The organism is Thermodesulfobacteriota bacterium (assembly GCA_030583865.1).
Taxonomy (GTDB): Bacteria; Desulfobacterota; GWC2-55-46; order GWC2-55-46; family GWC2-55-46; genus UBA5799.
In genome coordinates this window covers 1073518-1097272 of the sequence record CP129479.1, presented here as the reverse complement: position 1 = coordinate 1097272, position 23755 = coordinate 1073518, and the positions used below count along the sequence as shown (strand labels likewise).

Annotated in this window: 22 protein-coding genes; 6 read left to right on the top strand and 16 right to left on the bottom strand. The window is 59.0% G+C overall.

The features are described 5' to 3' along the window. Positions 1-23 precede the first annotated feature (23 nt). On the top strand, positions 24-701 hold the full coding sequence (locus QY316_05270; GenBank protein WKZ33809.1) for a DUF2249 domain-containing protein: 678 nt from the start codon (positions 24-26) through the stop codon (positions 699-701). Between the two features lie 66 nt (positions 702-767). Here QY316_05270 and QY316_05265 read toward each other — a convergent pair whose 3' ends face one another. Beyond that, complete coding sequence (locus QY316_05265) at positions 768-1310, bottom strand: archaemetzincin family Zn-dependent metalloprotease (protein ID WKZ33808.1); 543 nt, start codon at positions 1308-1310, stop codon at positions 768-770. Between the two features lie 98 nt (positions 1311-1408). Between QY316_05265 and QY316_05260 the strand changes: the two genes are divergently transcribed. Further along, positions 1409-1876, top strand: coding sequence for a YbaK/EbsC family protein (locus tag QY316_05260; GenBank protein WKZ33807.1), 468 nt, complete (start codon positions 1409-1411; stop codon positions 1874-1876). A 314-nt stretch (positions 1877-2190) separates the two neighbouring features. After that, positions 2191-3066 carry a peptide chain release factor N(5)-glutamine methyltransferase gene (prmC, locus tag QY316_05255; GenBank protein ID WKZ33806.1) on the top strand — a complete coding sequence of 292 codons (876 nt, stop codon included), beginning with the start codon at positions 2191-2193 and terminating at the stop codon, positions 3064-3066. 183 nt (positions 3067-3249) lie between these two features. Here the strand turns inward: prmC and QY316_05250 are convergent, their stop codons facing one another. From QY316_05250 to QY316_05240, 3 genes are all read right to left on the bottom strand, one after another. Next, entirely contained in the window at positions 3250-4635 is a 1386-nt protein-coding gene (locus QY316_05250; protein WKZ33805.1) for a sigma-54 dependent transcriptional regulator, read from the bottom strand. Beyond that, positions 4632-6881, bottom strand: a complete 2250-nt coding sequence (locus QY316_05245) for an ATP-binding protein (GenBank protein ID WKZ33804.1) — start codon at positions 6879-6881, stop codon at positions 4632-4634. The genes QY316_05250 and QY316_05245 overlap by 4 nt, the downstream gene beginning before the upstream one ends. Before the next feature lie 534 nt (positions 6882-7415). Continuing rightward, the gene (locus QY316_05240) at positions 7416-8816 is read right to left on the bottom strand and encodes an NlpC/P60 family protein (protein WKZ33803.1); all 1401 of its coding nucleotides are present in this window, start codon (positions 8814-8816) and stop codon (positions 7416-7418) included. A gap of 270 nt (positions 8817-9086) precedes the next feature. Here QY316_05240 and QY316_05235 point away from each other — a divergent pair, with 270 nt between their 5' ends. Next, complete coding sequence (locus tag QY316_05235; protein WKZ33802.1) at positions 9087-9962, top strand: DMT family transporter; 876 nt, start codon at positions 9087-9089, stop codon at positions 9960-9962. A gap of 33 nt (positions 9963-9995) precedes the next feature. Here QY316_05235 and QY316_05230 read toward each other — a convergent pair whose 3' ends face one another. The 9 genes from QY316_05230 to QY316_05190 form a co-directional block, all read right to left on the bottom strand. Then, entirely contained in the window at positions 9996-10427 is a 432-nt protein-coding gene (locus tag QY316_05230) for a bacteriohemerythrin (protein ID WKZ33801.1), read from the bottom strand. A gap of 84 nt (positions 10428-10511) precedes the next feature. Then, positions 10512-10919, bottom strand: a complete 408-nt coding sequence (locus QY316_05225; protein WKZ33800.1) for a bacteriohemerythrin — start codon at positions 10917-10919, stop codon at positions 10512-10514. 437 nt (positions 10920-11356) lie between these two features. Then, positions 11357-12364, bottom strand: a complete 1008-nt coding sequence (locus QY316_05220) for a PDZ domain-containing protein (GenBank protein WKZ33799.1) — start codon at positions 12362-12364, stop codon at positions 11357-11359. Between the two features lie 57 nt (positions 12365-12421). Continuing rightward, positions 12422-13591, bottom strand: coding sequence for a geranylgeranyl reductase family protein (locus tag QY316_05215; protein WKZ33798.1), 1170 nt, complete (start codon positions 13589-13591; stop codon positions 12422-12424). 4 nt (positions 13592-13595) lie between these two features. Then, positions 13596-14126 (bottom strand): ferritin family protein, encoded by a 531-nt coding sequence (locus QY316_05210; protein ID WKZ33797.1) that lies wholly within the window; start codon positions 14124-14126, stop codon positions 13596-13598. Positions 14127-14168: 42 nt separating this feature from the next. Continuing rightward, complete coding sequence (locus QY316_05205) at positions 14169-14342, bottom strand: hypothetical protein (protein WKZ33796.1); 174 nt, start codon at positions 14340-14342, stop codon at positions 14169-14171. 73 nt (positions 14343-14415) lie between these two features. After that, positions 14416-15564, bottom strand: a complete 1149-nt coding sequence (locus QY316_05200) for an SAM-dependent methyltransferase (GenBank protein ID WKZ33795.1) — start codon at positions 15562-15564, stop codon at positions 14416-14418. Further along, positions 15557-15679 (bottom strand): hypothetical protein, encoded by a 123-nt coding sequence (locus QY316_05195; GenBank protein WKZ33794.1) that lies wholly within the window; start codon positions 15677-15679, stop codon positions 15557-15559. Before QY316_05195 ends, QY316_05200 begins: the two co-directional genes overlap by 8 nt. Positions 15680-15683: 4 nt before the next feature. Then, positions 15684-16124, bottom strand: coding sequence for a ferritin-like domain-containing protein (locus QY316_05190; GenBank protein ID WKZ33793.1), 441 nt, complete (start codon positions 16122-16124; stop codon positions 15684-15686). Positions 16125-16468: 344 nt separating this feature from the next. Between QY316_05190 and QY316_05185 the strand changes: the two genes are divergently transcribed. After that, on the top strand, positions 16469-18856 hold the full coding sequence (locus QY316_05185; GenBank protein WKZ33792.1) for a glucan 1,4-alpha-glucosidase: 2388 nt from the start codon (positions 16469-16471) through the stop codon (positions 18854-18856). Between the two features lie 173 nt (positions 18857-19029). Next, on the top strand, positions 19030-21006 hold the full coding sequence (locus tag QY316_05180) for an aconitate hydratase (protein WKZ33791.1): 1977 nt from the start codon (positions 19030-19032) through the stop codon (positions 21004-21006). Between the two features lie 266 nt (positions 21007-21272). Here the strand turns inward: QY316_05180 and QY316_05175 are convergent, their stop codons facing one another. The 3 genes from QY316_05175 to QY316_05165 all read right to left on the bottom strand — a co-directional run bounded on the left by QY316_05175 (position 21273) and on the right by QY316_05165 (position 23711). Further along, the gene (locus QY316_05175) at positions 21273-21620 is read right to left on the bottom strand and encodes a hypothetical protein (GenBank protein ID WKZ33790.1); all 348 of its coding nucleotides are present in this window, start codon (positions 21618-21620) and stop codon (positions 21273-21275) included. A 33-nt stretch (positions 21621-21653) separates the two neighbouring features. After that, the gene (locus QY316_05170; GenBank protein ID WKZ33789.1) at positions 21654-22598 is read right to left on the bottom strand and encodes a cytochrome c peroxidase; all 945 of its coding nucleotides are present in this window, start codon (positions 22596-22598) and stop codon (positions 21654-21656) included. A gap of 66 nt (positions 22599-22664) precedes the next feature. After that, positions 22665-23711, bottom strand: coding sequence for a DUF362 domain-containing protein (locus QY316_05165; GenBank protein ID WKZ33788.1), 1047 nt, complete (start codon positions 23709-23711; stop codon positions 22665-22667). Positions 23712-23755 lie beyond the last annotated feature (44 nt).

The window sequence follows — 23755 nt, the reverse complement described above, 5'->3', positions numbered from 1 at the left end:
ACAAACAAGGAGGAATGACATAGATGGAAAAGGTCCTGGACGTAAGGGATATGGTCCCGAGGGACAGACATGCCAAAATATTCGAGCTTTACAGGGGCCTCAAGCCCGGGGAGTCGTTCACTCTCGTAAACGACCACGAGCCCAAGCCGCTCCTTTACCAGTTCCAGGCCGAGCACGACGGCGAGTTCGACTGGTGGACGCTCGAGGCGGGCCCCGAGGCCTGGAGGGTGAGCATCGTAAAGAGGGAAAGGCCGAATCCCGATATCACCATAACCGATTACCTCCAGACCGACCACCGGAGGCTGGACACGATATTCGAAGGCTTCAAGGCCGCAGTCAAGGACTCCAGATGGGAGGACGCGTCCAGGGCCTTCAGGGAATTCAGCCTGGGGCTCAAGAAGCACATCCGCATAGAGGAGGAGATCCTCTTTCCCGTTTTCGAGGAAAAGACCGGGATGCGGGACGCGGGGCCGACCTTCGTCATGAGGATGGAGCACAAGGAGATACAGGCGCTCCTTGACCAGATACTAGGCGCAACCGACAGGCACGACGCCGCTGGCGCGGAGTCCGGCTCAAGCAATCTCCTCGGCATTCTGCTCGACCACAACATGAAAGAGGAGCACATACTCTATCCGGAATCGGACGCGTTCATCACGGGCAGCGAGAGGGCAATGGTAATAAAGAAGGCCCAGGCGGCTTAATCGCCGCAAGCCGGTTTGTCGTCCGCCTGCGCGGTTCGAGGCCCGGGGCAGCTGCCCCGGGCCTTTTCATTTCCCGAAGGCCCCCGACTCCCTTATCTTCTCCAGGCACCTCCCCTTGAAGCTCGGCCCCTTCCTGTCCGTGTCCTCTATGGTGCTTGAAAAGAACATGACGCATTCCGGGAACGCGCAGTGCCCGAGCCCGTAGGTGTGTCCCAGCTCGTGGGCGGCCTCGGTCAGCATCCTCTTCCTCAGAAGCCCCGTGTCTTCCTCCCTGCCGTAGAAGGCCTCGCGGAGCCTGAAGGCGGATATGACCGCGGCCCTGGTCCCGGCCTCCCCGAAGACGAAGTTCAGTCCCGTCGCGAAGAGGTCTACCGATGCCACGCCCAGCACCCTCTTGTAACGCTTGAACTCAGGCCTTTCCATTATGGAATAAAGTATGCCGGTGGAATCGTACTGCCACCGCTCCTTGTCCAGCGCGAAATCGGGCGTGGGAAGGGCTTCAGCCTCATCGGCCACAGCGGCCTCGAACCCGAATTCCCTTTCGAGGTCTTCACGGAGCCGTTCAAGCGCTTCGCGCTCTATCTTTCCCACCGGCAGTATGAGCACCATGCAAACCCCCTTAAACGGCCCTCAACCAGATTATACACGCGCAGGGCTTTTTTGCCGGTTCGCGGCGGAGGGTATATAATTAATTCAAGGAGGGGCACATGATACCCAAACGGCTTGAAAACCTTCTCCAGGAAAGGCACGTACCGTACAAGTCGCTCGTCCACACCGAGGCATATACCGCCCAGGAGGTGGCAGCCTCCATGCACGTGAAAGGCCGGGAGCTTGCCAAGTCCGTAATGGTCAAGGCTGACGGGGAGATCGTCATGACTGTGCTCCCGGCAAGCTCAAAGGTCGACTTCGGGAGGCTCAGTGACGTACTCGGGAAAAAAGACCTGAGGCTCGCAAAAGAAGAGGAGTTCTCCGACCTTTTCCCGGATTGCGAGACCGGGGCCGAGCCCCCTTTCGGGAACCTGTACCAGGTTGAAACGGTGGTGGACAGGTCGCTTACAGGCGACGAGTACATCTATTTCAACGCGGGCACCCATTACGAGGCCGTGGAGATGAAATACAGGGACTTCGAGGAGCTTGTAAGGCCCAGAGTCGCCGAGTTCACCGAGAGGTTTTGAGGGCGGATTCCCATAACGCGCCTGCCGGCCTGCAATACAGTATTGCCATTGCGCGCCCGCCGGAATCCCTTGACAAGCTCCCCGCAATAATCTATGGCTGCCTCTAAAAATGATTATTTTTCCTGATCTCTATGTCAGGGCGGAAATAAAAATGCTCACATATTCCCATATATGCTGCGCTTTTTATTTCCGCCCTTCCTTGACCTCAGAAAAAATTCTTAATTTTTAGAGGCACCCCTATGTATAATGGAGCCCTCTTGCCATAAGGTAAGTGGGCGTTCCATTATTTTGTTCAAGGGGGCTTTTGCGGGTAGATGCCGGGCACTGAAACGATAAGAGAGGCGCTTACGAGGGCCAGTGAGGCCCTCTCAAATGCGGGCATCCCGGAGCCGGTTGCCGAGGCAGAGCTGATACTCATGCGTATACTCGGCGTAAAGAGGCACTCCCTTTTCCTCGATGCCAGGAAGGAGCTTCCCTTCGAGAAAGCAGCGGAGCTTGAGGACGCACTCTTAAGGCGCGTTAAGAGGGAGCCGTCCCAGTACATCTTCGGTGAGACGGATTTCAGGGGGCTTACCCTGAAGGTCACAAAAGACGTCCTCATACCCAGGCCCGAGACGGAGCTCCTTGCCGGGGAGGCGATAAAGCTCGGAAAGGACATGGACCCCGCCCTGGCCGTCATAGACCTTTGCACGGGTAGCGGCTGCATAGCCGCGTCCATAGCGAGCGAAGCGCCGGGCCCTGTCGTATACGCAACGGATATCTCCGAAAAGGCGCTTCAGATCGCAAGGGAGAACGCCGCAAGGGCCGGGGTGGCGGAAAGGATCAGGTTCCTTCACGGAGACCTCTTCGCACCGCTTCCCGGCGTACTCAGGGGCAGCGCGGGAATAATAGTCTCCAACCCGCCCTATGTACCGGAAAGGGATATGGAAGGCCTCGACCCGGAGGTCAGGGATTTCGAGCCCAGGGAGGCGCTTTCAGGAGGGGAGGACGGCCTTTCCTTCATAAGGCGAATAGTGAGCGAGTCCCCTCTCTTCCTTGCTCCGGGAGGGTGGCTTCTTATTGAAATCGGCTACGGGCAGGCAGGTGAAGCGAGGCGCATGGCCGCGGCTGACGGCAGATACGACAAGATTGAAATAATCAGAGATTACGGCAAGATAGACAGGATACTTAAGGCAAGGCATAAGGCCTGAAAAATTCTAGCAGCTTGCTGAAAAACTCCGTTTTTATGCAGGCTGCTCAAAAAGCTCCAGATGCGAGGCCCCATTGGAATAGGGGAGCGAGGAATGAGGCGTACTTTCCGTGTACGCCTTCGTAGCCAGCGACGTAGCCTTCGAAGCAGATGGACTTTTTCAGCAGCCTGTTAGAGGCTGCCCTCACTCGCCGCTTATTATCTCAAGGAGCTTGCACTTCTCCCAGAGGGTCTTCCTAGAAACCCCAAGGAGCTTGGCTGCCAGGGTCTTATTCCCGTTCGTCTCCTCGAGGACCTTTATGATGTATTTCTTCTCGAAGTCCTTCATGGCCTTAGTGAGGTTCTCGTAGCTGCCCTCTCCGCTGCGGAAGACCTTGAGGCAGTCGCTGAGGTTCGAGTTCCCTATCTCTTCCGGGAGGTCCCAGGGCTGTATCTCCTCGCCCTTGCCCATGACGACCGCCCTTTCCACAGCGTGCTCGAGCTCGCGGACGTTACCCGGGAACGGGTACTTGATGAGCGCCTCGACAGCGTCGACCGAAAAGCCCTTTACCTGTTTCTTACACAGTCCGGAATAGTAGTTCAGGAAATGGTTGGCGAGGAGCATTATGTCGCCCTTCCTCTCGCGTAGCGGCGGAAGCACTATCGGCACCACGTTAAGCCTGTAATAGAGGTCTTCGCGGAAGGAGCCGTTCTGGACATCTTTTTTAAGGTCCCTTTGCGTTGCGCATATCACCCGGACGTCGGCGCTAACCGTGCCGGTGCCCCCGAGCCTGTCGAACTCCTTTTCCTGGAGCACCCTGAGGAGCTTTACCTGTATGGAAGGAGCGAGCTCGCCTATTTCGTCGAGGAATATGGTGCCCTTGTCCGCGAGCTCGAACCTGCCCTTCTTCTGCTTCACGGCCCCCGTGAACGCGCCCTTGTCGTAGCCGAAAAGCTCGGCCTCGAGAAGCGTTTCCGGAATGGCGGCGCAGCTTACTTTTATATACGGCCCGTCCTTCCTGGGGCTGTTCCGGTGTATGGCGCTCGCCACGACCTCCTTGCCCGTGCCGCTCTCCCCGAGAATGAGGACCGTGGAATCGGTCTGCGAGACGACCTTTATCATCTCGAATATCTCGTTCATCTTATCGCTTCTGCCGACGATGCCGCTGAAGTTATACCTCCCCTCGACCTGCTCCTTGAGCGCCTGGTTCTCGCGCTCGAGGTCCTTGAGCCTCAACATCCTCCTTATCATGATGAGGAGCTCGTCCATTGCGAAGGGCTTTGTCACGTAGTCGTAGGCCCCGTACTTCATGGCCTCTACGGCGGTCTCGACCGCGCCGAAAGCGGTTATGAGGACGACCATCGCCTCGGGCGAGGACTTCCGGAGCGACTTCAAGACCTCGAGGCCGTCTATGTCCGGGAGCCTCAGATCCGTTATGACTATGTCGAAGGGGGTGATGCCGTCCCTGGCGACGGCCAGGCCTTCCCTTCCGGTAGCGGCATCCGAGACCTCGTAGCCCTCGTCCTTTAGCGCGTCGCCTATGGAGATGCGCATGAGCGGCTCGTCGTCTATGATAAGAATCCTGCTCAAACCCCTTCCTCCGCTCCGCCGATCGGCAGGAGCACCCTGAATGTGCTGCCCCTGCCCGGCTGGCTTTCGACCTCTATCCTGCCCTTGTGGCGCTCTATTATACCACGGCTCACCGAAAGGCCCAAGCCCGTGCCCTTGCCCACGCCCTTGGTCGTGAAGAACGGGTCGAAGACCCTCCCGAGGTTCTCCTGGGGTATGCCGCAGCCGTTGTCGGATATCCGTATGCAGAACCAGTTCCCCTCCCGCCTTGTCGTAACCTCGATGAGGCCTTCGGATGAGACCGCCTGCACGGCATTGAGTATCAGGTTCACGAGTATCTGCTCGATCTGGTGCCTGTCCACGAGTATGCGGGGCAGGCCCTGGCTGAGGTTCACGAGGAGCCGGACCTCCTTGCCCCTGACAGAATGCCTGAAGAGCGGGATTATGCCCTCGATCATGGAGTTTATGTCGGTGAGTGAAAGCTCGGGCGTGTGCTGCTGCGAGAAATCAAGGAGCTGCCTTACTATGTTCTGGACCCTCTTGATGCCGTCTTCCATGAAATCTACGTACTCGGCCTTGCGCTCGTCGGTGAGCTTGCGGTTCCTGAGGTTATAGAGGCAGTTCAATATGCCCCCGAGCGGGTTATTGACCTCGTGGGCTATGCCCGCGGCCAGCTGCCCCACGGCCGCGAGCTTCTCGCTCGAAATTATGTTGGATTCGAGCTCCTTTTTCCTGGTTATGTCCTCTGACATCCACACCACGAACTCCGCCGGCCTCGCCCCGCCTGCCACGACCGGGAAAACGCTGGCAAACATGACCCTTTCCCCTTCAGGCGTGTTGAGCCTGTATTCCGCGCTTCTGGTCTCCCCGGTCTCGAAGACGCTCTCTACCATGCCGGAGAGCTCTTCTTTCAGCTCCTTCGTGAAATGGGAGATGAAGTCCTCCTCAAGGCACCCGTCCGGCCCCTCGCATTCCCCGACAGGGCAGGCCTCGGTCGCGTGCCTGTTCCGGACTACCACGGACTTGTTCCTCTCGAGGACGTACAGCGAATAAGGGAGGCTGTTTATTATCGACTCCACCAGCTTTTTCTGTGTCGCGAGCTTTTCCTGGCTTACCCTGATGCTCTCCTCCTTGTCACGGAGGCTCTCGACCATCTGCTCGAAGGTGCGCGCCAGGTCCGCTATCTCGTCATTCCCGGACTTTACCGGCCCCATCCTGATGTTGAGGTCGCCGGCGGCCACGAGCTGGGCCTTTTTCTTGAGGGAGAGTATGGGCCTTGTTATGACGTACGTGAGGAAGGAGGCGACACCTGTGGCCATGAAGATGCCTATGAGCGCTATGGTCGCTACGGCCTTGATGTTCGCATACTGGAGATCGACGAACTTCTCCTTCTGGATGCCGACGAAAAGCGAGCCGACGACCAGGCCCTCGTTGTTCCTTATGGGGTCGAACGCGGACAAATAGGCCTTCCCGGCTATATCTATCTCCCCCCTGTAGCCGAGGTTGGAGTCAAGCTCGCTGAGGACCGCCTCGGGTATGAGGCGGCCGACCGCCCTTACGCCGTCTTCGTCAACCCCGTTAGTCGATACCTGCGTGCCGCCCATGGATATGGCGACGATCGAGCCGGATATGGATTCCGCAAGGCTGTCCGGCACGAAAAAATCGTTATTGATGAGGTCGCCTGATATTATCGCCCCGAGGACGCTGCCCTCGCCGTCCACCACCGGGGTGACCACGACCAGCATGAGGCCGTCTCCAAGCACCCTGCCGTCCTCCGTGGCAATGGAAGCAGCGCCTGCGAGCCCCTCGGCCTTCAATAACTCGTGCGGGATGACCTCCGTCGAGATTATCGACTCCCTGCTGCCGAGCGCCTTTTCGACAAGGCCGTTAATCGGCATCAGAAGGCCGGAATCCTTCGCGTTCAGCGAGGCTATGGTCCTCATCCGCGGGTCCAGCACGGCCCACAGGTCCACGTGCGGCCTGTATTCCTTCCATGCGATGAGCTGCGACCTCAGCCAAGCCTTGTCCCGGTCCCTCAGGGCCGCTTTCACGTGGCCTTCGGTAGAGGCCTGGAGCATACCGTACTGCATCTGGTAGGCCCTGGAATAATATTGCATCCATGCGGCCTTGAGGTTATTGCCGATGGTCTCTTCGGCGTCCTCGCGCCTGCTGTCGCTTATGAGGTTTGTGGTGAAAAACGCCAGGAATACCGTCGGGAGGAGCGTTGCTATGAGGAAGGATAGTATTAGTTTACTGCCAATGTTCATCTTGAGGGCGTGCGCCGGAGGCTTGATGGCGGCTAATGAAAATCCTAAGGCAACTTCTAAGAATCAGAGATTTTTCCGCAATCTAAGGAAGGCCGGGAAATAAAAGCGGAGCATATATGGGAATATGTGAGCATTTTATTTCCCGGCATGAAAAAGAGTCCGGGAAAAAGATCAATTTTCAGAAGTTGCCTCAACAATATCGGGCGGTTATAAAAGCAGGATATTACAAAGGGAAGGGAAAGTCAAGGAAGGGCCTCGTAAAAAAAACGGGGAGGACTCTTAAGGTCGCCTCCCCGTGTTCAGTTTTTGGACCCCGGTCATGATGCCCGGTCATGATGCAATGACCGCCGCAACCAGCGCGATAGTGACCGCCAGGAACATGACCACATTGCCGATGTAGATTTTTGTCGTGCTCATAACCTACCTCCTTGATTGATTGGCTTGCCTTTGCCCCCAATATTGCGAATGTATTAATGGGGTATTAGAGCCTGCCTCCCGGAGGAAGGGTTACGATTGTGATATTATTATAGCAAATCAGGCCTGCTTGTCAAGAGCCGTTTTTATCCTGAACTCTTCCGGAATGGTCATCTTCGTGACCCCCCGGAGCCGGAGCTTCATCGAGCCTATCGGCGACCGGCTGCCGAGGTCGAGCCCAGTGACCGCGACCTTGCCAACGCGCCGCATGCCGCCCCTGTCCGCATACCCGAATATCTGGTGTATGACGTAGGGCTTTCCCCCGGATTCGCCGAGATAAAGCATCACATGTCCGTCAAGGGTCAGCAGCGTTACGCCCGGGTCCGAGCCCCGAAGCGCAAGCGCCACGTCCTCCCTGGCGCTCCCTGTGTTCAAGTGCGCCAGCACCTCCCCTGTGACGCCCTGCTGCCTTGAGTTCCTCGGAAGCTTCACGCCGACCGTCGCGAATATGTCCTGTATGAAAAGCGAGCAGTCCCTGAGGCCTCTTTTCCCGCCCCAGCCGTACTCCTCGCCGAGCATCTTGAAGGCCTGCCTTATTATGTTCGATCTCGTATAAGGCAGATAACCGAGGCTGACATCGGCGTCCGGTTTTATGTATCCGTCTGTCCAGGCGAGCGAGCCGTCCTGGCGCCGCTCAGGGAACCTTACCCTCCAGGGGGACCTCCCTTCAGCCGGGGACGAAATGGCGAATACGCCGCCCATGACCACCTCGGCCATCGGCTTTTCAAGGGCGCTTTCTCCGTACACTTTAATCCTGTTACCGGTTACGACGAGGAACTCTTCATCGCCGGCGGGCATAACGGCATTCCGCTCGCCGAATGCGACCTTGTCCATCCTTAACCAGCCCCTCAGGGTCTCTGCCTGGAAAAAGCCCCATTCCCCGTCCTCGCTCGTATGGAGGAGAAGAACGCGCGCCGGTGGATAGAGGCTCGAATACTGTATGGAGTCGAACCCCTCGCGTCCCGGTTTCGAATGGATCGCTTCATAAGTGGGAAGGCCCCTCATGTCCGCCCTCTCGGCGACCACGCCGTACCTGACCTTCACTTCATTGCCGATCCCGTCCAGGTCCATGTTCCTGACCAGGTCGATAAAGAAGTTCCCCGGGAGCTTCCGTCCTTTCGAGTCGTACCTCTTCCCCGGGTCCGCGAGGAAGTCCGTCCATATCCACTCGAACACCTTTTCCCCGGGGAGGGTATCCGGCATTGACAGGAGCTCCGCCATCTGGTCTGTTATGCCTATCGCCGCAATGTTGAAAGCCCGGACCTCTTCCGGCGTAAGGACGATTTCGTCAGGGGCTCCCATCCTTGAGATCCAATGCCCGGGGTTTTCCATCCCACGGGGGTTCACGGCCGCGTAGGACAGGGCCGGCAGCAGGAAAAGGAGTATGAACAGTATGGCAAGGGCTATTTTTCTCGGCACTTCAAGGCTGAGATACTTGGGCTCGTTTACGGCAGACTGCACGCTCGACCTTCCTGGCTAAGGTTTGTTTGCGGGCCGCTTCGCGCCCGCGTTATATTATCGGCTGGAACGCCCCGGGGCTTTACACTTGACCGGGCAGGCGCGCGGTATTATCATTGGCGCTCTCCGTCGGAAGTCTTATACGACGGGCCGGTGCGACAGGGCTGTGACTTAAGTCCGATTTTTCCTTTATTTGACGATGTTTTTAGCCGGACAGCCCGGCTTGAGCGCGGGAATGATCTTTTTGACGTTGATGAGCCGGTTTTGAATGGAATGGAAAGAAACCTGCTTACGGGCTATCTCCTGGCCGCGGCCTCTGCCGTGACCTTTTCGGTAAAAGGGATATTCGCCAAGCTCATATACGGGTACGGGCTCGACCCGGTTACGCTCCTGGCGCTCCGGTTCTCGATTGCCATGCCCTTATTCTGGGCCGCCGTCTTCTTCTTCCCCTCGCCGAGGGTCTCATGGAAGGACTTCCTTTACCTGGCGCTGAGCGGCTTTCTCGGGCTCTACGCTGCGGCGCTCGCCGACTTCTACGGCCTCCTCTATATCGACGCGTCCATCGAGAGGGTCATTCTCTACACCTATCCCGCGATAGTGGCGGTCCTTGCGGCAATATTCTTTAAGGAAAAGCTCACAAGGGTGAAGGCCGTCTCGCTCGTCCTGACGTATGCCGGGCTCGCGCTCGTCCTCAAGGTATATGGCGGCATCGAGCCCGGATACGCGCTCGGCGCGGGTCTCGTGCTCTTTTCAGCGCTCATCTATTCCTTCAGCTACATACTCACGCAGTTCCTCTCGACGCGGGTGTCCGGAGTAAAGATCGCGGCTTACGGCACTACCGCGGCGACGATGGCGTTCCTGGCGACCTGGCGGGGACAGCGCTTCCCGGAAGAGCCGGAGGTCTGGACCTTGCTCGTTGCGCTGGCGGTGGTATCCACCTTCGTGCCTGTCCTTACGCTCGCCCTCGGGATAAGGAGGATAGGCGCGAGCAGGGCGGCCCTTATAAGCTTCATAGGGCCGGTATCCACGGCGGTACTTGCGTACTTCATACTCGGAGAAGAGCTTGACCTGGTCCAGATAGGAGGAATGGCGCTGGTGATCGCGGGCGTGCTGGCCGTAACGCTTGAGAAAAGGCAAGCCGGGGCCTGACGTGAAGGGATGTGCGGCGTAAAGGGTGGGATTTCAAGGACGCGCCGGGTGCGCGCCTTGCCCGTCCGCTGCCGATTTTACGAAATTTCCGAGCTTCTTGTCCATGCCTGCGACATGGTTAAGGAGCCAGTCAACTACCTCGCGCTCTACGCTTATGACGAGCTTCAAGGAGGGCCCCTTTTCGAACTCTTTCCTGAGCCGGGTTATGCTCTCTATGAAGCGAGCGTGCTCGGCTGCGTGCGTGGCCGCGCCGGGGTAGTTGTGCCTCTCCATCGCCTGCCCCTCGGCCTCGAAATGGACCACGAAATACTCGTCCAGGAAATTGAAAAGCCTGGCGACCTCCTCCTTTCCATAGCCGGCGGCCATGGCGTCCAGGAGGCGGTTTATGCGCTTGAAGAGCTCCCGGTGATGGCTGTCCTGCCAGTCAACCCCGGTCGCAAGATGGCTGCTCCACTCGATGCCCATCCGAGACCCCCTTCATGCAAGTCCGCCTGATCGAAAGAGAGAGCGTGCTTCAACCGGACATGCACGGAAAGATAAAAACGGCGCTCAGACGGCTTCCGCTGACTTAAGGAAGCTCCCGAGCTTCTTGTCCATGTCGCCTATGTGGTTAATGAGCCAGTCAACTACCTCGCGCTGCACCCAGATGACGTGCCTTGAAGAGGGCCCTTTCTCGAACTCATTCCTCAGGCGGGAGATGTTCTCGATGAAACGCGCGTGCTCGGCCTTGTGGAAGGCCGCATCAGGGTAGCCGTGCCTTTCCATTGCCCGCTCCTCGGCCTCGAAGTGGATGACGAAGTACTCGTCAAGGAACCTGAAAAGGGTGCGCACCTCTTCCTTCCCATAGCCCGTGGCCATGGCGTCCAGGAGGCGGTTTATGCGCTTGAAGAGCTCCCTGTGATGGCTGTCCTGCCACTCCAGCCCGGTTGCCAGGCTGGCGCTCCATTCTATGCCCATTCCAAAGACCCCTAAATAGGTTACCGATATGTTAACCCATTCCAGCCCAGGAAAAAAGGGGAAAATGGCGGGGACTCACGACTGTTAAGGAGAGATCAATGGGCCGAGCCGGGAAATGGAGCCAACCTGTTGCAGCGCGCAAAATCACCCTTCAAGCACAATGCGCGACGCCTCGATGGCAACCTCTGAAAAGAGGCAGCCTGATAAAAAAATCCCCGCGGGAGGCCGCGGGGATTCTGTTCATGACGCGTCATCAAGGAAGGGATTGTAGATGGGCAGTTTAAGGTCATGCCCGGGACCGTCTTGGACACCCTTCACTGCAGTGGGCGACCCTGGGTATTGAGTATCTCTTCATGCGCACCCCTCCTTTCCTTTTTTCTGTAATTCCACCGAAAGAGCGCCCGGCAGCCTTTAAGGAAAAACACCGGGAGCTGTCCCTATTCCGGCATGTCCGTCATGTCCATGCCGCCGGAATCCATTGCCATGGCTTCCATGTCGTCTACGCCGCCGGAGTCCATCGCGAGCATGTCCCTTAACTGCCCGCGCTGCTCGGGGGTAAGGGTTTTTTTGAACTCCTCTACCCCCCTTATGCCCGCCATCATCAGGTCGGCCTGCTTACGGGTTATCTCGTTCACCTTTGCCGTGACGCTATCCATGTTCACAGGCTCGGCCTTGAGGAGCTCGTGGAGCTCAAGCCTGGCGATCTTGACGTCAGCGCCGGTCCTTATGGCCTGCTTCCTGAAGTCCGTGTACAGCTCGGTAGCCCGCGCCTTCTGCTCGGGGGTGAGGTCAAGGGCCTTCACGGCCATCATCATTCTACCATAGAAAGCCCCTGGCATGCCGCCTTTTTTGCCGCGCGGGCCCATCATCATGTCCATGCCCGTCATTCCCATACCGTGGCCCATACCGAAGCCCATGCCGTGGCCGCGCATGGGGCCCATCCCCTCCATCCCCATCGGACATCCTCCCGCCATCATGCCGCCCGTTTGTCCGCCCATCATGGCGCGTCCGCGCTCCTGCATTGCGCCTTTCGGCATGGCCGAGAGCTGCACGTTGAAGCTCTCCTCTGCCCCGCCCCTCAGCACGTCAAGCTCGATGTTCCTGCCGACCCCTGCCGAGCGTATGGCCGTAATGAGGTCGCTTGCGCTCCTTACGTCCCGGCCGCCGGCCTCGGTTATTACGTCACCAGGCATGAGCCCCGCAACCTGGGCCGGGGAGCCTTCCGCAACATCCGAGACGACCACTCCCCTGGCCCCTGGCATGCCCATCTCAGCCGCCCTTTCGGGGTCGAGGCCCTGTATGGTAACGCCGAGCCAGGGCCTTTCAGCCTGGGCCCCGGGCATGGTCCGGGCCATCTCCTGCCCGTCCTGGGCATGGACTTCGTGGGTTATAAAAAAGGAAAGCGTGAAGAAAAGGACGGCAAACAGCGGCATCGGATTTCGCATGGCTGGCCTCCTTGGAAAGGTGTTGCGATTTTTCGGCTTGACCCGGCAGGCTATTCCCTAAGCCGGGATGAACCTCGACTCCAACCAGCTGCGGAGCACCTTCCAGGGCTTGGATTTGACCTTGTTGAGCGCCCATGAGTAAAAGGAAGAGCAATCCTCCGTGCCCCTTATAACGTCATAGTACCTCTGCATTATCTGCGGGTCCCGCTCGATAATGCCGTACCAGAGCCTCGGGTGGTTATACACCAGGTCGGAGAGCTTCAGGGCAGACCGGAACCCGGGCAGCATCTCCGCCTCAAGCCGTTCCGGATAATCCTGAAGCCCGGCCCTCCCCCCGATATAGTCAAGTATAACAGAGGAAGCGGCCTTGGCTGTATAGGCCGCGTAGTATATGCCCTCGCCTAGGAAGGGCTCAACAAGATGACCTGTATCGCCCACGAGCACGACCCTGCCCTTTACGGGCGAGGGCGCGCCGTCATAGTAGACAGGCACGGTCCAGCCCGCCGCAGGGCCTATATCAAGGCCCTTGAGCGCCCCGTGCGATGAGACGAAGGCGTTGAAGTATTCCTTGATCCTCCCGGCCTTTTGGGCGCTCGCCGCGATGCCGATTGAAAGGAAGTCCTTTTTCGGGAATATCCATGCGTAGCCGTGCGGCACGCAGCCGAAGTCAATGAAGAGCCTTCCGGAGTAGCCCCTTGACTCCCTCTTTAGAGGCACCTCGGCGGTCATGGAAAGAGCGGCCTCCTTCGGGCGAAGGCCGAAGAGCTCCCTGCCTGTAAAGCCCGAGGCCCCGTCCGCGCCGACAAGCACCCTTGCCTCGTAGCTCCTGCCGTCGGCAAGCCCGACTTTTACCGACGCCCCGGTGTCCTCTGCGGACCTTACCCGCGCGCCCTCGATGACCTCTGCCCCGGCCTCCCTGGCATTCTTGAGGAGCAGGTGGTCGAAGGCGTCGCGCATGACGTTGTAGCCGACGGGCTTGTCAGAGATTATATCGAGCGGCCTTCCTGACTTGTAGGTGAACGACGCGCCGTAGACAGTCTCTTCCACGGCAGGGGAGATATCGAAATCGAGGAGGCCGTCTATCTTGGTGGAGACGCACCCGCCGCAGGACTTGTACCTCGGGAAGGTCTCCTTGTCCACCCCGAGCACCTTGAGTCCCGCCTTTGAGAGGTAATACGCTGCAGTCGAACCGGCCGGCCCCAGGCCGGCAACGATCGCGTCGTACATTCCCCTACTCGCTCTCCTTCTCGACGCTGTACTCCATCTCGCCGCACCAGAAGCCGGTCTTGGTAAGGGACTCGTACTCCCACCTGAGTATCTTCAGGTGCCCCTTCTCCATCTCGAGGAGTTTCGTAAGGACGACCTTCTCTACCGGGGTCTCGGCTTCCTTGAGGAGACGGGAGTAGAACTCCACGGCGGACTCTTCGTTCTCGATGGCTATCTGGACGGCGTTGGTGTCGGACTGGTTGGTGGTGAGCCTTTTTATGAGGTCGTTTTCCTTCGGGTAGGGTATGCTCTGGGTGAGCGCGAACCCCTCTGCAAGGGCCTGCTCGTAGCTAATCCAGCCGAGGCCGTTCTTTACCGATTCGGCAATCTTGCCGACCACGACCATGTGGGCGAGCTCGTCCTTCGCGAGGTTCGCAAATACGCTCCTCCCCCTGGAATCGTCGACAAGCGCGGCGGCCGTGGTGTAGAAGTGGTATCCGGCTATCTCGGTATTGTATGCTGTCCCAAGCTCCTCGACAATCCTGTCCCTGGCCATGTCCCCTCCGAATTGTTTATTAGGGCCTCGCAGGCCCGGTCCCTATCTCCTGCCGGAATCCGTCCTACCGGCCTTGTCTATGTCGTGCTTCTTCTCGAGCGCCTCGCCCCTTATCTTGTCCTCGCAGGCATGGCAGATGACAAGGTCCGACGGACGTCCGCAGATCGAACAGACGTGCTTTTTTTCCTTTGCTTCCTTTTCTTCCTTCTCAGGCATATCGAAGCACCCCCCGAAAAATATACGTTTATAAGGCAATAACTTTTATCATATTACGCCGGGCATTACAATATCAAGAGGGCTCTGGCCAGAGGCTCCGGGCCATATCCCTGAACGAGAAGGCCCGGAGCCCGGGTTTGGCAATGCCCTTGTGCTGCACGAGCGTCTTGAAGGTGTCCCCCATGCCCCCGGGCGAGATGAGCCTGGCAACTGCCCTGTTGAACTTCATCTCCTCGACGCCCGGCGAGCCCTCCGGAGGGGGCTTAAGCTCATCCAGTATGCCGAGCCCGATAAGATAGTTCTTCTGCGTAGTAAAGCCGGTAACACCGAGGCCCGTCTTAAGGCCCGCGTTGGCAAGGGCGGTAAAGTCCACATGGGTGGTCATGTCCTGCTCCCCGACGTTTATAAACGGGTTGTCGTTCAGGGTGTGCCTGTAATGGCACATGAGGCTGCCCCTTCTTTCGGGCGAATAGAGCTCGGCTGCAGGGAAGCCGTAGTCTATGGTCACCATGAAGCCGCGCTCCATGAGGGCTCCGGCCTCGCCCAGCCACCGTATCGCCTCGAGGTTGACCTCGGTCCTCATGCCCTCGAAGGGGGCCACACCGTTCTCCCTGAAATACCCTTGAAGCTCGCCGGTCGAAAGAGGGCCGTGGACCTCTTTAAAGCCGTTTCCATCGCATCCGACGTAGAGTTCCTTCAACTCTCCGCCCGAGAACTCGACCCTGTGGACCGGGAAGCTGTCCATAAGCTCATTCGATAGTATGCAGCCGGAAGAAAACGGCGGGATATCGGAAAGCTCCGAATGCCATGTCGCCCCAGGGGGAGAATCCCTTTCCGCGGCGGACCTCTCGACGAGCCTGGGGATTATCGCCCCCGAAAGCCCGGGAGAGATCTCCTTCAAGGACTCCAGCACGCCTTTGGTTAGCCATCCCCTTCCTGCCCCCGCCTCGACGAAGACGAAGGGCGACGGCGAGCCGAGGGCCTCCCACATCTCCTTAAGCCCCCTGGCCAGCGTCCTCGCAAAGACCGGGCTTACGTCCAGGCTTGTAATGTAGTCGCCCTCGGGACCCCAGGTCCCCCTGCCTGAGGTGTAATAGCCCTTTCCCGGGAGGTAAAGGGCTATCTCCATGAACCTTGCGAAGGTGATCGGCCCCTTTTCCCTTATCTCGGCAACTATTTCAGCGGCAAGGCCGGTTTCAGGCCGCGGCCCGGCCTCACGCATCAACTACCTCCAGGAACGCCTCCATCGGCGCATAGCACATGGGACATACGTCCGGGGGGTGCTCCCCCTCGTGGATATAACCGCACTCGATGCACTTCCATTTTTTTACCGCCATCGGCTTAACCTCTGCCAAGCGCCGTCTCGAACGCGTCGGCGTGGCCTTCCTCCTCCGAAAGTATTTTTTCGAGCATGAGCCTGGTGGTGGTGTCGCCCAGCTCGGCGCAAACTTTTATATGCCCCCTGTAGCGCTCTATCGCGCCGTCCTCGAGACCCAGGTCTGCCTTCAGCATGGTCCTCAGGTCCCCTCCCCTCTGCACCTGCCCGGGCTTGTAGACTGGAACGCCCCCGAGGTAGACTATCCTCTCGGCCAGGTCCTCCGCGTGTCTCATCTCGTCCATGGCGGTCTTCCTGAAAAGGTCGAGTATCGCCGGGCTCTCAAGCCCCTCGCCCTCGTAATGGTGGCCCATGTACTGGATTATGGCGGTAAGCTCCTGGGCCCTGTCCTCGTTCAGCATGTCGATTATCTTCTTCCTGGCGTCGTCACTCAGCTTAAGGGACATCTTTCACCTCCGTAGTGTATTGTGCGGGCGCCCCTTGGCGCCCTGCTGCATTCGGTTTCGGCTGCGAGCCTCCTGTCCGGGCCGCAAAGCCATGTAATTATATCCTATACCCGCGTACTTGTCAGCCGTCCCGTGGGTATGCCAGGCGGCGTGTCGTCTTGACAATGCCCTGAAAGGGGGGTTAACTCGGATTAGGGCCGCCCTCTCGCTACCACACCAGACACGTCCGTCGCGAACCTCCTGTAAGGGCTCACGAAAGGGCCTGTTCCGGCTGAAACCCCCTTAAGAGGAAGCCCGCCAGAGCGTAACCTTCCAGCCGCAGTTTCCTGAAAACGGAGGTACTCATGAGCGTTGCCCATAAACCGTCATTCCCCTTTACTTCCGCAGAGGCATTCGGCAAGCCTGGCCACGAGCCCAGGTGGACCAGGGCCTCGAAGGAGGGCGCGGGCACGGCGAAAAGCCCCTTTTCACGCGTATGGTTCACGATGGAAGGCGGCATAATAACCGAGGTTTACTTCCCCGATATTGAGACCGCCTGCATAAAGGACCTCCGCTTCCTCGTGACCGATTCGAGGACCTTCTTCGGCGAGGAGGGGAAAGACACCCTTACGACGCGCTTCGAGTACATACATGAAAAGGCGCCGGGGTATGTAATCACGAATACCGCCAGGTCCGGGCTCTGGAGCATAACGAAGCGCGTGGTCACGGACCCGCAGGCGAACTCCCTAGTGATGAACGTCGGCTTCAAGGCCCTGCACGGCACGACCGCCGATTTCCGCCTTTTCGTCCTCGTTGCCCCACACATGAAGAACATGGGCTACGGCAATACCGGCAGGTGCGCCGCTTACGGGAAAAGGAACTACCTCCTGGCCCGGAGAGAGGACACCGCAGCGGCCCTTGCGTCGGACAAGCCCTTCCTCGGAATGTCGGCAGGGTACTCCGGGATCTCGGACGGCTGGCACGACCTGAAGGACGACCTCGATATGGACTGGATGTTCGAGCGCGCGGAGGACGGCAATGTCGCCCTTACTGCCGAGCTTAAGCCGGGCAGCGACATGGTGCTCGCGCTCGGCTTCGGCAAGGACGAGGTGGAGGCGGCGCTAGAGGCGGAGATATCTCTTTCAAGGGAATACGCCTCGGTCGAGCGGGACTTCATCCGGGGCTGGAGGAGGCATATCAATACCCTCATGCCGCTCGGCAAGCGCGCGGCTGACGGGGGCAGGAGGTTCAGGGCGAGCGCGCTCGCCCTGAAGGCCCACGAAGACAAGACATTTCCCGGAGCGGTCGCGTCGTCCCTATCCATCCCGTGGGGGCAATCCAGGGGCGACGAGGCCGGCAGAGGCTACAGGCTCGTAAGGCCCGGCGACCTCTGCAGGACCGCCTTCGCCTTCATGGCCATGGGCGACGGCAGGACCGCCCTTTCCGTCCTCGACTACCTGCAGTCCACGCAGGCGGACGCAGGCGCATGGCCCCTTGAGATGCACGTAAACGGCACGGTCAGCCGCCCGGAGGTGCGCCTGGAAAATGCCGCTCTCCCGATACTCCTTGCATGGAGGCTCAGGGGCATCGGGCTTGCCGGGACTGGCTTTTACCCGATGATAAAGAACGCGGCGTCGTATATGGCGAGGAACGGCCCGTTCGGGCCGGAGGGCGGCGGCGCTTCGCCTTCCACGCTCGCATACGGCATATCCGCCCTTGTCGCGGCCGCGCACTGGGCAAGGGAGATGCGCGAGACAAGGGAATCAGACTACCTCTTTTCAGTCGCTGACGGATGGCATACGAAGATCGAGGAATGGACATTCATAAAATGCGGCTGCACGGGCGAAGGCGCGCCCGGGCATTACATGAGGATGGACGGAGGGCGGCCCTTTGCGCTCGCCCCTGAAGAAGAGGACTTCCATGCCCTCGTATTCAATAAGGACAGGCCCGACCGCTTCCCCGAGCACGGGCGCGGGGTGTTCGACACCGGGTTTCTCGACCTCGTGAGGCTCGGGGTGCGCGGCCCGAGAGACCCCAGCATAGTAAGCTCGCTGCGCGCGGTCGACAGGCACCTCCGATTCGAGCACCACGGGAGGGTATACTTCTACAGGCACGAGGGCGACGGCTACGGCGAAAAGGAGGACGGCTCGCCTTTCGACGGCTCAGGCACAGGCAGGCCCTGGCCGCTCCTGTCCGGCGAGCGCGCAATGTACGAAATAGCCGCGGACGGCTTCCCCGAAAAATACCTCGAATCTCTCGAGGCCTCGGCCAACGAGGGGTTCCTCTTCCCGGAGCAGGTCTGGGACAAGTCCGACATACCTGAGCTTAAGCTCCTCAAAGGGCGCGGCACCGGCTCGGCAACGCCTTTCATACCGGCCCACGCCGAGTACATAAAGCTACTAAGGAGCATGCACGACCGGCAGTGCTTCGATATGATAAAGGAAGCGCGAGAGAGGTATGTCGAATGCCTGACCTCGTTTTCGGTCGCGGAATGGAAAAAGGGCATGGAGATAGGCTCGGCGAAAAGCTCTGAGGCAGTCCGCATAACCTCGCCAAGGGAGGCCCATATCGTCTGGACGACAGACCATTGGGCGACCAGGAACGAGGAGCCCTTGAAAGGGACGGGCCTCGGCATATGGCACAGGGACTTCGAAGCCGGGAAGCTAAAGCCCGGCGCAAGGCTCGTATTCACCTTCAGGTATGCGGATACCGGCGAGTGGGAAGGCCGGGACTTCGAGATAGGAATCGACTAGGCCTGTCCCTAACCGCTTGAGCTGACATGAGGCAACCTCTGAAAATCAGAGATTTTTCCCGCTTTTCCTGGAAGGGCGGGAATAAAAAGCGGAGCATATATGTGAATATGTGAGCGTTTTTATTCACGTAACCTGCGAAGAGTCCGGGGAAAATATCAATTTCAAGAGTTGCCATGAACAGGAACCTGGCAAGAAAACTCATCGAGTCGCACATGGTATCCGGCAAGTGGTCGCCGGAGTCGGAGATAGCCATAAGGATAGACCAGACCCTTACCCAGGACGCGACCGGCACGCTCGTGTATCTCGAATTCGAGTCCCTCGGCCTAGACTCGGTGCAGACTGAGCTCTCAGCGAGCTACGTGGACCACAATATCCTCCAGACTGATTTCAGGAACGCCGACGACCACAGGTTTCTGATGACCGCGGCCCTGAGATACGGCGTCTACTTCTCGCCTCCTGGAAACGGCGTTTCACATCCGGTGCACATGGAGAGCTTCGGATCTCCCGGGAAGACCCTCCTCGGGGCGGACAGCCATACGTGCACGGCCGGCGCGCTCGGGATGCTTGCCATAGGCGCGGGCGGCCTGGATGTCGCGCTCGCAATGGCGGGGGAGCCTTTCAACATGGCCGTTCCCAGGGTAATGGGCGTGAGGCTTACCAGGAAGCTCAAGCCCTGGGTCTCGGCAAAGGACATCATCCTAGAGATGCTCCGCCGCCACACGGTAAAGGGCGGGGTCGGGAAGATAATCGAATACTGGGGGCCGGGGGTAAAGACCCTTACGGCGACCGACAGGGCGACCATCGCCAACATGGGGGCCGAGCTCGGGGCCACGACCTCGATATTCCCGTCCGACTCCATGACCAGGGACTTTCTCGAGCGCCACGGCAGGGTCGGCCAGTGGATCCCGCTCGAAGCGGACCCCAATGCCGAGTACGACGAGACGGACGAGATAGACCTCGCGTCGCTAGAGCCCCTCATAGCCTGCCCGAGCTCGCCGGATAACGTAAAAAGGGTATCCGAGGTTGAAGGCACTCCGGTCGCGCAGGTCATAGTCGGCTCATCGGTAAACTTCTCGTTCAAGGACATGATGGTCGTAAGCAAGGCGGTGCGTGGGCGGACCGCCTATCCAGGCCTGAGCTTCGAGATAAACCCGGGGAGCAGGACGGTTCTCGAAAATATAGAGCGGGCTGGCGGCTCGGAGCTCCTCCTTCACGCGGGCGCGAGGGTGCACCAGTCAGGGTGCCTCGGCTGCATAGGCATGGGGCAGGCCCCTCCGACAAAGGCCGCCTCTGTCCGGACCTTTCCGAGAAACTTCAAGGGCCGCAGCGGGACCGAGGACGACTACGTCTACCTTTCGAGCCCGGAAACGGCCGTGGCCGCAGCCATCTCGGGCAGGATAACCGACCCGAGGAAACTCGGCCCCTACCCGAGGGTCGTCGAGCCCAAGAGGTACCGCTACAACGATTCCATAATACTCAAGCCGCTGCCGCCCGAAGAAAGAGCGGCGGTGGAGGTCGTAAGGGGGCCAAATATCGTCCCCTTCCCTCTTTTCGACCCCTTGCCCGAAGCATACGAGGCCAGGGTGCTCATAAAACTCGGCGACAACGTCTCTACGGACGACATCCTCCCGGCGGGGAACAGGGTGCTTCCCTTCAGGTCCAATATCCCGAAGATAAGCGATTTCGTCCTCGAGCGGATGGACAGGCAGTTCAGCCAAAGATGCCGGGAGAGCGGAGGGGGCATCATCGCCGCCGGGGACAACTACGGGCAGGGCTCATCGAGGGAGCACGCGGCCATAGCCCCGCGGTATCTCGGGGTAAGGATCAAAGCCGCAAAGAGCTTCGCGCGAATACACAGGGCGAACCTCATAAACTTCGGCGTGCTGCCGCTGGTATTCGCTGACCCGTTCGATTACCGCGCCCTTGAAGAAGGGCAGACGCTCGTATTCACCGGACTTAGAAAGGCGGTCGAGGCCTCGGACGAGATAGTGGGGGTAGCAAAGGAAAGCGGCAGGGGCTTCAGGTTCCTTGTAAGCTTAAGCAGGAGGGAGCGCGAGAGCGTCCTCGAAGGCGGGCTCCTTAACCGCATACGGAAAGAACGGGGGCTTAAGCGCGCCGAAGAAAGGGAAACCGCGCCAAACAAAAAATAGGCGCGTATTTTCATCCTCCCCAGTTTCCCATCCCGCTGACAGCGCAGGATCCGGGGAATTTTTGACCCGAACATGATTGAAATAGCACGGCCCCTCTAACACGGATGGGTTGCCAAATTGCGAAGACTATCCAAGTCGGGCAATTTGTGAGGCTTGGACGGATTCATTCCGGCCAAGCCGTGGTTGAAAAAGTCCCGGAAGGACTTATTCAACATCCTGCCAAAGAAGGGCCGTGCTATTACCAATCCTTCAAGCTTGGAGACGGGCTATTTCTTCATCCGCTCCTTCTTATCCTCCATCTTCTCCTTCTTTTTCTCCATCATGTCCCGGTGCCTGGCCGTCATTTCATCTATCTTCGTTATCATCTCGTCAAGCCTCTTCTGCTGCGCTTCCGTGGGCTTGTGGTTCATGTCCCTGAGTATGACCATCGTCTCCTTCATCATGCCCAAGACGTCCTCGTGCATCTGCATGCGGTCCTTCGTCGTCGAGTCGGTCATCTTGGAGCCGGGCATCTTGCCGTCCTGTCCCGGCCCGCTGCCCTGGCCCGCAAGGGCAGGAGTGCCTGAAAGAGCGCCTGCAAGGACCACGGCTATGAAAAACACCAGGATCTTCATTTTGACACCTCCTTGGGGTTTAGTGAAACCTGGTCAAGGGAGCACAGGGACGTCAACCCTCGGCATCTCTCCCGTAAGGGTCTTCAGGAACTCGGTTATGAGCGCCGCCTCCTTGTCGGTCGCCTGGACGCCGAGCATCTCCCTGCTCATTATCTTAACCGCGTCCGAAAGAGAGGCGACCGAGCCGTTATTGAAATAGGGGTACGTGAGAGCGACGTTCCGGAGCGTCTGCACCCTGAACTTGTACTTGTCATCCTCATTTCCTGTCACCTCGAACCTACCCATGTCCGTTGAACCCGGCACCTGTATCCTGAAAAAGCCGCCGTTAGTGAAGTTGGGCCCGTTGTGGCACGCGGTGCAGCCCTTGTTCCTGAAAAGCTCCCACCCCTTTTTTGCGTCCGCGCTTATCGCGCCCTCGTCGCCCATGAGGAACCTGTCAAAAGGCGAGTTGGTGGTTATGAGCGTCCTTTCGAACGCGGCCATCGCCTTGGCCGTGTTCTCCGGCGTGACCGGGTCCTTGCCGCCGAATACCTGCTTGAACCTCTCCGCGTAGGCAGGTATCGCCTTGAGCTTCCTTACCATGTTATCGAGGGTCTCGTTCATCTCTACCGCGGCCTGCACCGGCCCGAGCGCCTGCTCCTCGAGGGTCGCGGCCCTGCCGTCCCAGAACTGGGAAGTAAGGAAGGCCGAATTAAGGACCGTTGGGGTGTTCCTGGGCCCTGCCTGGTGCTTGTGGCCGAGGGCGAGCGGCAGCCTGTCGGTAAAGGCGAAGGCCGGGTTGTGGCAGGAAGCACAGCTTACCGCGCCTGTGGACGAAAGCCTCGGGTCGAAAAAGAGCATCTTCCCGAGCTCGACCTTCTCCTGGGTCATTGTGTTGTCAGCCGGAATCGGCGGTACCGCGGGCAATATCTCCGTTGCGGACACCTCTGCAGACAACGCGAAAAATAATGCAAAGGCGGTCAGTATCGTTCTTTTCATTGGTACTCCCTCCGTCTATTTTCAGGGAATATATCGTAAAGCACGGATGGTGTCAAAGACGGGCCGTCAAAGCCCGGCATTCTCCCTTATCCCTGAGACAAGCCGCTCGAATTCCACGCCGCCGCCCCCTGCTACAAGCTTAATCCCGTCTCTTCCCCTGCCCAGGCCGAGCTCGACGCCCCTTATTATCTGCCTCTGCTCCCAGACTGGCTTTGAGGTGACCGGCTCCCATTTGCCGAAAGACCTTATGAGGCCGAGCCCGGCAATGTCAGCCGCGATTCTATCCCCGCTCGCGATTATGAGGTTTGTCTTTGCCGGGGTACCCTGCCAGGGGCCGCCCTCTATCATGGAGACGGTCCCGTCGACTATGTTGAGCTCCGGGGCGTATGCAGCGTTGAACTCTGAGATGAGCTCCTCCCAATGAGAGGGGCCGATGAGATAGGGCCGCTGGCGGAGATGCGTGCAGCCGATGAAGTTCTTGAGGGTTATGGAGTAGCTCGCGGACCTGTGCGTCTTGACTACCGGCAGGTTTATTATTATGTCCGGCCTGTATATCCATTCGGTCACGTAGGCCTCGGTCAGATGCCTTGTTCCTTCGAGCGGGACCGTGTGCCACTCGAAGTCCTCGAATATGATTACCTCCGCGCCGTTGTCGGACGCGGCCTTGAGTATCCCGTTCCGGTTCATGTTCCGCCTGGTGGATATCGTACGAAGGGCGGACATGTCGCCAACGTAGACCTTTTTGGCCCCGCGCCTTGAGACCGCCCTTACGACCGCCCCGACCACCTCGGGGTTTGTCGTTGCCGGGTTCGCCTCGCCTGATACGACGTTGGGTTTGAGGAGTACGGTCTTTCCGGAGAGGCCGAGCCTGTCGAAGCCGCCGATAAGGTCGACAGCCTCCTCGACCATCTCATCCACGGTCTTTCCGGTTGCGACCGAGACGAGCGATGCGCCGCCCCCGGTAAAGGCGTTCTCACGGAGCCTCGGCTCCCTCAGAGTCTTCGGCCTTGAAAAGACCTCGGCCATGACGGGCATCTCCCCCCAGAGGAGGAGCATCCCCGAAGCCGCCATCGCCTTGAGGGCCGTTCGCCTTGTGTGCGTTTGAGGGTCCATGCGGTAATGTCCGGTCAGGTAGCGACATTACCAGTATAGCAGGT